The organism is Brevibacillus sp. HB1.2 (genome assembly GCF_013332495.1).
In the GTDB taxonomy this organism is placed as follows: Bacteria; Bacillota; Bacilli; order Brevibacillales; family Brevibacillaceae; genus Brevibacillus; species Brevibacillus porteri.
Genome location: NZ_JABMIU010000009.1, coordinates 194,020 through 204,817, shown reverse-complemented (window position 1 = coordinate 204,817; position 10,798 = coordinate 194,020). Strand labels below are relative to the sequence as shown.

The 10,798-nt window shown below is 47.1% G+C and carries 12 protein-coding genes and 1 pseudogene; 8 read left to right on the top strand and 5 right to left on the bottom strand.

The genetic code is table 11. From position 1 onward, the window contains the following. Positions 1 to 111 precede the first annotated feature (111 nt). Positions 112 to 1,536 carry a L,D-transpeptidase gene (locus HPY28_RS20460; protein ID WP_174231281.1) on the bottom strand — a complete coding sequence of 475 codons (1,425 nt, stop codon included), beginning with the start codon at positions 1,534 to 1,536 and terminating at the stop codon, positions 112 to 114. Positions 1,537 to 1,631: 95 nt separating this feature from the next. Between HPY28_RS20460 and HPY28_RS20455 the strand changes: the two genes are divergently transcribed. The 6 genes and pseudogenes from HPY28_RS20455 to HPY28_RS30265 all read left to right on the top strand — a co-directional run. Continuing rightward, entirely contained in the window at positions 1,632 to 2,351 is a 720-nt protein-coding gene (locus tag HPY28_RS20455; RefSeq protein ID WP_017250581.1) for an AAA family ATPase, read from the top strand. A 100-nt stretch (positions 2,352 to 2,451) separates the two neighbouring features. Next, positions 2,452 to 3,000, top strand: a complete 549-nt coding sequence (locus HPY28_RS20450; protein WP_173623747.1) for an RNA polymerase sigma factor SigX — start codon at positions 2,452 to 2,454, stop codon at positions 2,998 to 3,000. After that, positions 2,997 to 4,172, top strand: a complete 1,176-nt coding sequence (locus HPY28_RS20445) for an anti-sigma factor family protein (RefSeq protein ID WP_174231280.1) — start codon at positions 2,997 to 2,999, stop codon at positions 4,170 to 4,172. The genes HPY28_RS20450 and HPY28_RS20445 overlap by 4 nt, the downstream gene beginning before the upstream one ends. An 88-nt stretch (positions 4,173 to 4,260) precedes the next feature. Continuing rightward, positions 4,261 to 5,223: an ABC transporter ATP-binding protein gene (locus tag HPY28_RS20440; protein ID WP_017250578.1), complete on the top strand. Its 963-nt coding sequence runs from the start codon at positions 4,261 to 4,263 to the stop codon at positions 5,221 to 5,223. After that, positions 5,195 to 6,061 carry an ABC transporter permease gene (locus tag HPY28_RS20435; RefSeq protein WP_017250577.1) on the top strand — a complete coding sequence of 289 codons (867 nt, stop codon included), beginning with the start codon at positions 5,195 to 5,197 and terminating at the stop codon, positions 6,059 to 6,061. Before HPY28_RS20440 ends, HPY28_RS20435 begins: the two co-directional genes overlap by 29 nt. A 54-nt stretch (positions 6,062 to 6,115) precedes the next feature. Then, a pseudogene (locus HPY28_RS30265) lies at positions 6,116 to 6,232 on the top strand (DUF1541 domain-containing protein); the annotation flags it as partial. Between the two features lie 12 nt (positions 6,233 to 6,244). On the opposite strand, the gene HPY28_RS20425 reads toward HPY28_RS30265, so the two are convergent. The 3 genes from HPY28_RS20425 to HPY28_RS30960 form a co-directional block, all read right to left on the bottom strand. Continuing rightward, on the bottom strand, positions 6,245 to 6,643 hold the full coding sequence (locus HPY28_RS20425; RefSeq protein ID WP_017250575.1) for a VOC family protein: 399 nt from the start codon (positions 6,641 to 6,643) through the stop codon (positions 6,245 to 6,247). A gap of 123 nt (positions 6,644 to 6,766) precedes the next feature. After that, positions 6,767 to 7,330 carry a DUF4303 domain-containing protein gene (locus tag HPY28_RS20420; RefSeq protein ID WP_173623743.1) on the bottom strand — a complete coding sequence of 188 codons (564 nt, stop codon included), beginning with the start codon at positions 7,328 to 7,330 and terminating at the stop codon, positions 6,767 to 6,769. After that, the gene (locus HPY28_RS30960) at positions 7,306 to 7,641 is read right to left on the bottom strand and encodes a DUF6609 family protein (protein WP_371813518.1); all 336 of its coding nucleotides are present in this window, start codon (positions 7,639 to 7,641) and stop codon (positions 7,306 to 7,308) included. Before HPY28_RS30960 ends, HPY28_RS20420 begins: the two co-directional genes overlap by 25 nt. A gap of 148 nt (positions 7,642 to 7,789) precedes the next feature. On the opposite strand from HPY28_RS30960, the gene HPY28_RS20415 reads away from it, so the two are divergent. Beyond that, positions 7,790 to 8,722, top strand: coding sequence for an aldo/keto reductase (locus HPY28_RS20415; RefSeq protein WP_173623742.1), 933 nt, complete (start codon positions 7,790 to 7,792; stop codon positions 8,720 to 8,722). Positions 8,723 to 8,834: 112 nt separating this feature from the next. Here the strand turns inward: HPY28_RS20415 and HPY28_RS20410 are convergent, their stop codons facing one another. After that, entirely contained in the window at positions 8,835 to 9,392 is a 558-nt protein-coding gene (locus tag HPY28_RS20410) for a TetR/AcrR family transcriptional regulator (protein ID WP_174231279.1), read from the bottom strand. 173 nt (positions 9,393 to 9,565) lie between these two features. Between HPY28_RS20410 and HPY28_RS20405 the strand changes: the two genes are divergently transcribed. Next, positions 9,566 to 10,546 carry an NADP-dependent oxidoreductase gene (locus HPY28_RS20405; RefSeq protein WP_173623740.1) on the top strand — a complete coding sequence of 327 codons (981 nt, stop codon included), beginning with the start codon at positions 9,566 to 9,568 and terminating at the stop codon, positions 10,544 to 10,546. The last annotated feature ends 252 nt before the right edge of the window (positions 10,547 to 10,798 follow it).

The following is a 10,798-nucleotide window of genomic DNA, read 5'->3' as shown; positions in this document are numbered from 1 at the left end:
CCCTTTTTTAAATGGGATAGAAGGGCTTTTTTCGTTTGATAAACGTCTGGTAAAAATCAGTGCGTAACGGGATAGCGTTCCGTACGTCTTTTCTTTACGTAGCCTAAAGAATTAATGGAGCCAATTGTAAATGACTTGTGGTGTCTCTTCCTCAGGGCCAGCCGGGAGAACGAATGGAACAGGGTTGCTCCAAGGCTGGGCAGAGGACGGGGCATTGGAGATAATGAATTCTGTCCCTAATGAAACAAAGCTGTACAGCTCCTCGACAGCGGCATTGTACAAGCGAACACATCCGAGCGAAACAGATGAGCCGATGCTCTCGGGATGGTTTGTCCCGTGGATGGCATACCCGTTCTCCTGAAAGACCATGCCCCTCGTTCCATAAATATTGTCATGTCCGCGGGGCTGATTGATTTTTTGTTGAATGGTATAGTAGCCTTCGGGTGTAGAACCGTTTTTGCCTATGGCTACAGGATAGCAGCGTACCAGATGGGAACCGCTGATGAGCTTCATCGTATGTGTCGAGGTAGTCAAGTGAAGCTGTAACGGTTCGAAAGGCGCCACTGGCTCCGGATAGCCGGGAAGCGGCAGCACATTGCGCAAGCTGTCCCATGCGGACTCTGGCAAGAAAGCTTTGGGATGATACGGATAGCTTTTGAGTAAAAGTCTCTTTGGTGGTACTGGAATTTGCGGCAAATAATTGCCTGGATAAGCGCCAGCCAGATCAGACAGCTGGGCAGGCAACGTACCCGTTTGCTGATAATAGCGATACAAGGCGTTACGTAAGATCAGTACATGCTGGAGGGTTAGCTGCTCATCCGTGAGTTCTGTCTTACCTGTGGCAAGTGTCGGTTCTCGTTCCAACTGCACAGGTTTATCCCACCATTTTTCACTGAGAACAGTCCGACTCGTCGGATTGTAACGCAAGATCCCTCGGACTTCGCGCGGCTGATAAAACAGCAAGGGACGAAACAACGGCGAACCAGGCACTTCTGGGACAACCATCACTGTAAAAGGCTGCGTAAGAGCAGGACGACGTGACTCTACATAGCGCCGGACCTGCTCAGATAGCTCACGGGCACTGAGTGTAGGAGGAACTGCGATGACCTCGACATGTGGCTGCGTTTGTGCAGTTGTCGGTACGGGCTGTTTGGCAGCCTGTGGCGTTGTCTTGGTTGACGCATCTCTCAACGGTCCTGGTGAAAAAGCGAATTGAAAATAGAGAAACAAGAGTGACGCCAAGAGTAAACGTGTTCGATGGCCCAACGTATTGCGCTGTCGCTCCCGCAGCAGTCGTTGATAAGCGTCACGGGTCTCGTTGTAGTACGAGCCTTGCTTGGATACCAGACCACGCCTGTACGCTTCGAGAGCCTGTTCTGTATTTCCTTGTGTCTCCCGTTCTTGGCCAAGGTGAAACCAGCCGATGGCTTCGGTTGGATACTGAGTCGTATACCACCGGTAAAAGGCGAGGTCGCTCTGATCCGGATATTTCATATGAAATGTACTTTTTTCCTGAAGAAAGGAAACCTTGTCCACGGATACTTCTCCCCCAAATAAATGAGCGTTTAAAAAGGCGCCCTTATAAGGATGTATCGGCGTGAGTCGGGAAAATAATGAGAGTGGAGGTAAAAATGGTCTATTTGCGAACGATCAAGCTGCTGCGTGAGGAATTTCCTAATACGAAAGAATATCCGTTTCACCTGCCATCCTTGCGCAAGCTGAAAACGATTGACCTCGAAGCGAGTGTCACTTTTTTCGTAGGAGAAAATGGCTCTGGTAAATCTACGATGCTCGAAGGGGTTGCCTATCAATGCGGGTTTCATACAGCTGGTGGGTCGCGGAACAATTATTATGACGTAGATCGCTCGGATTCGAGCTTGGGTGACTACATACGTCTTTCCTGGCTACCCAAAATGACGAATGGCTTTTTTCTACGGGCGGAGAGCTTCTATCATTTTGCCAGTCATATTGACGAGACTGAGCGCATTCGTGGCACAGGATATTCTGGCTACGGCGGACGTTCCCTGCATAACCAGTCGCACGGAGAATCTTTTTTCGCTCTATTTGCTAACCGATTCAATGGTAGGGGCATTTATTTATTAGACGAGCCCGAGGCTGCTTTGTCGCCCAAGCGTCAGATTGCCTTCCTGTACCTCATGCAGGACTTGGTGGAGGAAGGGGCACAATTTATCATCGCGACGCATTCACCGATACTACTGGGCTACCCAGACGCAAAAATTCTCAATTTCGATGAATCCCCCGTCCAAGAGGTGAATTATCGGGACACGGAGCACTATCAATTAACGCGGAGATTCCTAGAGAATCCGGCTATCTTTTTAAATGAAAAATAATTTGATCTTTCCTGTCACAAAAATCGCCTTGGTGGTTTCTATTAGATGAACGAAGCAGTAGAGGCATTCGTCAATGGCGCACGCAGGAAGGAGGAATCCAGTGGAGGTGCAAGCAAACCTGGTGATGAACCATGCTCGAGTAGAGGATCAAGCAGATTCCTTTCAAGAAATGTTTACAACCTATTATCCGTTTGTGGTCAGACAGATCATGCGTATTGTGAAAGATCAACAAACGGCAGAAGATATTGCACAGGATGTATTTCTCTCCTTTTACCATACGGATCGCTCGGTGATCGAACATATCCCGGCATGGCTGTCCAAGTCCGCGCTCTACGCAGCGTACAACTATCTTCGTTCAGAAAAACGCAGGTACGCAAGACAAGAGCGAAGTGCATCCGAGCAAGAGCACGTCAGTCCTTCTACAGAAGAGATGTGGCTTGCAAAAGAGTCCCAGAGTATCGTCCGCGATGTGCTAGAGGAGCTAGACGAGCGGGAACGAACCTTACTGGTCATGAAGTATTCCGGATTTCCTTATGCGGAGTTGGCTAAAGCGACTGGGACGCAGATCAGCTCGGTGGGAACACTCCTTGCGAGAGCGAAAAGTAAATTTCGTACCATCTATGGCCGGATGAGGGGGGAAGAGGAATGAAATGTGCTGATACAGGCTTTATCCAGGCGTTCTTGGACGGTGAATGCAGCTCAAAAGAAAGTGAGCAATTCCTGCTCCATCTGGACTACTGTGAAACCTGTCGTACACAGCTGGACGAACTGTCCGCGTTGGATAGCTGGACGCGTGAGAAGATGGAGCATGCTTTTTCCGAGACAAGCGATGTGAAGGTCAATACGGAAGCAGCGTGGCAGCGATTTTCGCAATCCATCGAGAAAACGCCTGACACATATGCACAAGATCGACAAATGATAACCAATCGAGCAACAATCAGAAGGAGCTGGAATCAGATGAACAAGCAAACAAAAAGATGGGTGACAGGTGCTTCGGCAGCAGCAGTATTGGCAGTGTCCCTGTCTTTCCCCCAAGTACAAGCAGCAGCGAACGATTTTCTGTCCATTTTCCGCATGGATAAAGTAGAGTTTGTCAAAGTGACGCAAGAGGATTTGCGAGAGCTAGAACAATGGATCGCAAACGGCAATGTGGGCGAGATGGAACTGAATGGGATCGGAAAAATCTGGATTGATGAAAATGATCAAGAGAAACTTGAGCAAAGAAGCTACTATTACAACAACAAGGAATCCGCTGAAAAGGCAGGCGTGAAGCTGCCACAGCTGCCGCAGGATGTCACGGTGGATAGCGTAAACGTCAATTCCCCTTACACCATGCACATGGAAATCGATGCCGATCGTGCAAACAAGCTACTGGGGCAATTGCAGGTAGAGGCGCGCTTTGATGAAAAGCTGAGTGGCAAACGCTTCTCCTTGAAGATCCCACAGATGCAGAACGTCTGGATGACCGCAGGAAAAGAAAGCTATGGCTACTCTGTCGTGGACGCACCTGAGCTAACTGCTCCAGAGGGAGTTGATCTGGCACAGCTTCGCGAGACACTCTTGGCCCTGCCGTTCATACCGGATCAAGTGAAAAAGCAGATGATTAGCATCGAAGACTGGCAGCATACCCTCCCTGTGCCATACATGGCAGACGGCGAGAGCAAGATGAAGGAAGTAAAAGTGAATGGTCAAAACGGAATGCTGATCACAGGTGAATACAATACACATTTGATGTGGCAGCAGGATGGACAGATTCACATGCTGGAAGGTAGCGAAAAGAACGCTGATAGGCTGTTGGATTTTGCGAAACAACTGAAATAAGTAAACAAATAGTGTGGAATTGGCAGAGTTTTCCTGGAGAAGGGGGCTCTGCTTTGTCCCGTTTGCAATGGAGAAAGTGAGGTAAGCGATGTCAGATTATGTGATAGAGACCTGGGAGTTGACCAAGCAATATAACGGGAAAGCCGGATGCAAAAATATTACGCTACAAGTACCACGTGGCTCCGTATTTGGTTTCCTCGGTCAAAATGGAGCGGGTAAAAGTACCTTTGTCAGGACGATGCTCGGGTTATTGCACCCGACGGATGGCAAAGCGGTTATGCTTGGGCAGCCGATTGGCAGTGTAGAATCGCGAAAAAAGGTAGGATACTTGCCAGAGCTGTTCCGCTATCCTGATTGGTTGACGGGCCAGCAGCTCTTGGAGCATCATGCCGAGTTGTGTGGATTAACACATCGCGAGAGCAAATCAGTGATAAAAAATGTCGTCGAGCTGGTCGGAATGGCTGGACGTGAGCGTGAACGCATCCGGGGCTATTCCAAAGGCATGCAGCAGCGTATCGGGATTGCCTGCGCCCTCTTATCCGATCCAGAGCTGATCTTCCTCGATGAGCCGACCTCCGCACTGGACCCAATCGGGCGAAAGGAAGTACGTGAGCTGATCGCGCGGCTGCGTGACCAAGGAAAGACAGTTTTTCTCAACAGTCATCTACTGAGTGAAATGGAGAGTGTGTGCAACTACGTCGGGATCATTCACCGTAGTGAGCTGGTCGTACAAGGAGACTGGCGCAAGCTGAGCACCGTCCAACCACAAATTGAATTGACAGTGGACAAGGATAGCGAAGGCTTTCAAAACGCGCTTCCTTCCTTCGTCACAGAGAGTCGTCTCGTAAGACAAGAGGAAAACCGTGATACATGGTTAATGACGCTGGATCAGGACAATCGCGTACCCACTCTGTTGCAACAGTTGATTGCTTCAGGGGCTGGAGTACATGAAGTCGTGCGCAAGCAGCAATCACTAGAAGACGTATTTCTGTACTGGGTGCAGAGAAAGGAGGGGGAACGACATGTGGCCGATCATCAAAATCACGTATAGAGAAATGATCTCCAAGCGTATTTTCACAATTACGCTGATCATGTCGCTGACCTTCCTGCTGCTGTTTGGACTTGCAACAGGCTATGCGGTCAAGGAAATGAAGGAATCGTTCGGTGGCTTAAGTCCAGATGCTTTGCTGCAAAAAAACTTCTTTTCCACGCAGCTCTTAGGGATGGGCTTGTACTTTGGCTCCATCATTACCGCACTCTTGGCGATTTTGAGCAGTGTCGGGAGCATTGCCTCTGAAATCGAAAGCCATCAGATCGATACGTGGCTAGCACGAGCACTTCCTCGCTACAAATATGTGCTGGGGAAATTTTTCGGGTTGGCAAGTATGCTTGGGCTGTACGCGCTCCTGATGTTCTTCGGACTTTTGGCGATCAACCAATGGGTTGGCGGTGGTGCGTTGGCTGTTCAGGTAGGAGGAGGCCAAATCCTGAAAGCAGCAGCTTTCTTCGTAGGTATGCCGATCATCCTTGTTTGTGTAGCGATGTTCTTAAGCAGTATGACCACCACAGTGACGGGTGGTATTATCCTGATCATTCTGTATGGGATCAGCTTCATCGGTGGCTTTATTGAGCAGCTCGGTGCGGTCTTTAGCAATAGCTCACTTACCAACATCGGGATTATTTCCAGTCTGCTCTTTCCGGCCGATTCACTGTTTAGGCAAGCGACGCTTTCGCTATTTGATTCTGCTGACGATCCGCTGTCCTTTGCTTCACAAGGCATTTTCGGTACGACTTCTCCTCCGAGTACTGCCATGCTCATCTACACCATTTTTTATGGCATCGTAGCGCTGGGGTTGTCCATTCGGGTGTTTCAAAAGCGAGATGTATAAGAAAAACAAGAGAACGGCTAATTCGTGCCGTTCTTTTTCTTTTCAAAAGCTGGGTCTATTGATCCAGCCGAGCAAACCACTGTCTATATGCTGGACTACACGCCGACAACGGGCGGAGAAGTCATGAAAAACCATAAATGGTTCGTAGGCAGCGAGCTATCCGCTAAATAAGAGAAGAGAATTTCAACAACATATTTGTTTCGCGATCTCCCAGGCATGTCCTGCCGGATCGACGAATGAAGCCGTTCGCACTCCCCACGGCCGGTCGATCGGACCGTTCAGTAGAGCAACCCCACGTTTTTTCAATTCTTCACAGGCCTCATCCACGTCATCGACCCAAATGGTGAGTAGGAAACGGAATCCGGATTCACGCGTTGCGACTGTTCCCGGTTTCATCAATTCGTGTGACTCGGAAATATCTAAAAGGTTCACGCTCATATTCCCGAAGTTAAACACCGACGAGACCTCGTCTTCATATACGGCTTGAAATCCGAATACTTCCTGATAGAACGCCTTCACCTTTTGAAAATCCTCAACAAACAGCGTAATGACATCCACATTCCTAGATCCTAAACTCTCCATATGTACACCCTGCTTTCCGCTTGTAAATGGTTGTCATTCATTCCATCATAGCAAATATGAAAATTGATATTTCTTATGAATTGCTTTCTTTTCACTAAATCAATGGAGGCAGGTCTTTTGGGGCTAATCGCTCCATTCTTTCACATAAGCCGCGCATTCCTTTCGGATGGTGTCGTCGGCATTCAGCCTTCGAATCATCCGCATATACGAATCTGTCTCGAACTCATAGTCGGAAACTGCGAACAAGACGATGATGTCGCGACCAACAGCACCGGAAAAGATGCCCGAGCGTACCAGTTCTTCCAGCGCCTCGATACACGTTTCGTACAACGCCTCCCGAAACGCAACGAAACGGCCGCTTTCATGCCTTGCCGAGGGCTCCTCAGTCAGGATGAAACTTCGCAACTTCGCGCAAATCGCACCGAAGGCCTCCTCAGACCCTTGACCTTCGAACCTCCATTCCGCAGGCTCGTATTTGAAATACAGCGCATGTTCCGGATCGCTCTCGACAATACCATCAAGATGCGCTTTCGTATTGACAGCAGGACATACCGTCATGGCGCCTTCGTCGCTGTACAACGCAAAGGCGATTACCCTATCGTCCTGGCACGTCTTATTCATCTCGTCAAAGGCCTGCATTGCCGCCGTTTTAATCTCTTGCTTCAGCAATGGGAAATCGAAATCCATCGGGGCAACTCCTTCCTCACTGTAGGGAATAGTTCGCGGGTCGGCCATGGATCGACGAACCGCCGCAATATATCGTTTATAGCAGAGTCGTTGTTCGGACAAGAGGTTATTCTCATCCTCGGCATAGGTCGAGCGGCAGCATGCTTGTCCTCGTTATCGAACCCGATCGTAACAATAAAATACCAAAATAGCATTTTTAGTGAAACATCCACATATGCAAATACATGAAAATCAATAGTTGGATTCATTTCTCCGATGAAGGCATTTAAGGACACTAGTGTTGCTAAAGGCAACATAATTTTCCCATGCACCAGGGTAAAGGGTTATTTTTATGCAAATATTCAAAAAATCATTTTGCACTTGAAACTTACGTAACGTAATGAATTATGATGTAGATACTGGTAAAAACCTCGCGCGAAAACGTACGCTAAGCTTAAAAATGAGAGGGAGTTGAAGAGAATGACGAAACAAACACGAATTGGTAAAACAGATTTAATTGTCAATCCAATCGGACTTGGAACAAGCGCTGTAGGTGGCCACAATATTTATCCTAATTTAAATGAAGAAGTAGGAAAAGATTTGGTGCGGGCTGCGATCAACCATGGAGTGAATTTTTTAGATACAGCGTTTTTTTATGGAACAGGACGTTCAGAGGAGCTAATAGGTGAAGTGATAAAAGAAGCAGGAAAGCGTCATGAACATATCCTTGCAACAAAAGGTGGCCTTACACTTGTCGGCAATGATGTTACCATGGATAATTCGCCTGCTTATTTAAAACAAGCCGTTGAAGATAGTTTGAAAAGGCTACAAACAGATTACATAGATTTATTTTATATTCATGCTCCAGATGAGGATACACCAAAAGATGAGGCGGTTGGAGTCTTAAAACAGCTAAAAGACGAAGGTAAAATTAGAGCAATTGGCGTTTCTAACTTCTCACTGGAACAATTGAAAGAAGCAAATAAGGATGGTTATGTCGAGGTATTACAGGGAAACTACAATTTGCTGCAGCGTGAAGCGGAACAAGAATTCTTTCCATATACGACAGAGAATAATATCTCGTTTATTCCATACTTTCCACTAGCATCAGGCTTGCTTGCCGGTAAATACAATAAAGATATGGCATTCAATGATCTACGCAAAGATATGCCTCACTTCCAGGGCGATAAATTCAAAAAAAATCTAGAAAAGGTAGAGCAGCTCCGTAAAATTGCAAATAATAAAAATGCCGAAGTTGCTCATATAGTCCTTGCTTGGTATTTAACACATGATTCAATTGATGTTGTCATTCCCGGGGCACAAAGAGCAGAGCAAGTGCTGGATAATTTAAAAACAGTAGACGTCCACCTGACAGAAGAAGAAATCAACGAAATTGATCGTATTTTTAAATAGGTTCTCTGTGGCGAACCCTCGTACTACTGCCCTTTCGTATTATGAGGTTAGCCAGTTTAAAGCCTTTATTTTCACTGTCTATTAATTTATTTTTCTAATTTTAATACGCTATTTATTCGAACATTTGCAATTGAATTCGGTTCAGCAAATTCCAATATTGTTCAACCATGACCGATACCGGATACGGCATCGAATGGGTAATCCACCATTCCAATACACCCACTCCCGCTGAAATTAAAAATTGCACCGTAATATCCTTGTTCAATTTCCGATCGAGATTGATCGAATCCAGATGCTCGCTCAGACTTTGCCGGAACATTGTCTCCATTTGGCTTCGGAAAACCGCGTTACCCTTGCTCTTCAGCATTATGGAATAGAAAGAAGCATGCTGCTCCAAATATTCAAACGTGCGCTGTAGCGCGGTTTTGGAAGTGAGATGAACCAACCCCTCTTCAGGCATACAATTCCGCAGTAACTGGTTAATTTGATCTTCCATACATTGATCGAGTAGATCGTACTTATCAGCGAAATGCAAATAAACCGTTCCTCGATTGACATTCGCTTCCTCCGCAATTTGATTGACCGTCATGCTCTCGAAGTCCTTTTCTGACATTAGCCTCATAAAAGCATTCATAATCGCTTGCCTCGATTTTTGAATACGTCTGTCCATATCGTTCTCCCCTTTAACCTATATAAAATGAACATATTGAAGCCCTCTGTTGAAAAATCAACAACCGGGCTTGTTTTAACCATTGGACATCATCTATCGCTCTGATACGTTTTTACTATATAAGGCACATGTTGAAAATTCAACTTGTGTTCAATTTAAGAGGAGGTATAATCATGAAAGCTATTGCTTTGACAAGCTTTGGAATCCCCGAAGTACTAGAGGAACTGGAAGTGCCAGTTCCCACACTCACCGATACACAAGTTCTAGTCGAAATGCACGCCTCTTCCATTAATCCTGCGGATATTCTAATGCGCAGCGGCGCGATTCTTCAGAGTCCGATAGCTGATAAATTTCCGGCTCAACTACCGATCGTTCTTGGTTTTGATGTAGCCGGCATCGTAAAAGAGGTTGGCGAAAAAGTGCGTCATTTCAAGTCGGGGGATCGTGTCATGGGCTTGGTTCCGATGGGTTCCTACATGGACTACGTTGCGGTGGAGGAAGATCATCTCGCTGTTATCCCAGAGAGTCTTTCCTTCGAAGAGGCAGGCGCCGCGCCTGCGGTTGCCCTGACAGCTTGGCAAGCGCTGTTTGAGCATGGCCGTCTCCAACCGAGACAACGTATCCTTGTTCATGCCGGTGCCGGAGGTGTGGGACATGCAGCGGTCCAGTTGGCCAAGCAACATGGAGCATATGTTATCGCAACCGCGAGGGACTATAATCATGATTTCGTCAAAGGACTCGGTGCGGACGAGGTGTTCGACTACACGAAAGTCGACTTTGCCGCCCAAATAACCGATCCTATCGATATCGTGGTTGATTCCGCTATGGACCCATCCACAATCGGTACCGGGCTACCAGGAGATCGGGGAGAGAAAAACTACTCGGTCATCAAGGATGGCGGCTCCTATATTTCAGTGGCGACATTTGCGATCAATCAATATCCAAAGGTCCGGGGCATTGACGCGCATTTCTTCCATGCAAGACCCAACCGTGCCGATTTTGATTCTATTGTTCGCCATATGCAAAAGAACAAGTTGAGTATCCACATCAATGAGACCTATCCCTTTACTGCTCAGGGCCTGCTTCAGGCGTACCGCAAAAGCGAAGAGCTGCCGAAACGGGGGAAAATCGTCATATCGAAAAGCATGGGGTAAACATCTTGCTTAGTGAAATGGGATGTCTCAAAAGTAAGTTTGCGCACTTGACGGATAGCTTGCCTGATCAAATCATTATGCAAAAATAAAGCAATGGCGGTGCTGGGTTCCCCCTCACTGCCATTGCTTGTTTCCGTCCTCTTGAGCAGATAATATTACGATTACAGCTCTTGAAATGTTGCGTTAATCTGCCCTTTAGCGCAGATCGGCTGCCGATCTATACTGGCAGCCGCGTTTTAGTTATTTATTAAG

Coding starts and splice junctions, on each gene's coding strand:
- HPY28_RS20405 (WP_173623740.1), top strand. CDS start 9,566: ATGAAAGCTATTGCTTTGACAAGCTTTGGAATCCCCGAAGTACTAGAG.
- HPY28_RS20440 (WP_017250578.1), top strand. CDS start 4,261: ATGTCAGATTATGTGATAGAGACCTGGGAGTTGACCAAGCAATATAAC.
- HPY28_RS20455 (WP_017250581.1), top strand. CDS start 1,632: ATGGTCTATTTGCGAACGATCAAGCTGCTGCGTGAGGAATTTCCTAAT.
- HPY28_RS20425 (WP_017250575.1), bottom strand. CDS start 6,643: ATGGAGAGTTTAGGATCTAGGAATGTGGATGTCATTACGCTGTTTGTT.
- HPY28_RS20445 (WP_174231280.1), top strand. CDS start 2,997: ATGAAATGTGCTGATACAGGCTTTATCCAGGCGTTCTTGGACGGTGAA.
- HPY28_RS20435 (WP_017250577.1), top strand. CDS start 5,195: ATGTGGCCGATCATCAAAATCACGTATAGAGAAATGATCTCCAAGCGT.
- HPY28_RS20420 (WP_173623743.1), bottom strand. CDS start 7,330: ATGGATTTCGATTTCCCATTGCTGAAGCAAGAGATTAAAACGGCGGCA.
- HPY28_RS20415 (WP_173623742.1), top strand. CDS start 7,790: ATGACGAAACAAACACGAATTGGTAAAACAGATTTAATTGTCAATCCA.
- HPY28_RS20410 (WP_174231279.1), bottom strand. CDS start 9,392: ATGGACAGACGTATTCAAAAATCGAGGCAAGCGATTATGAATGCTTTT.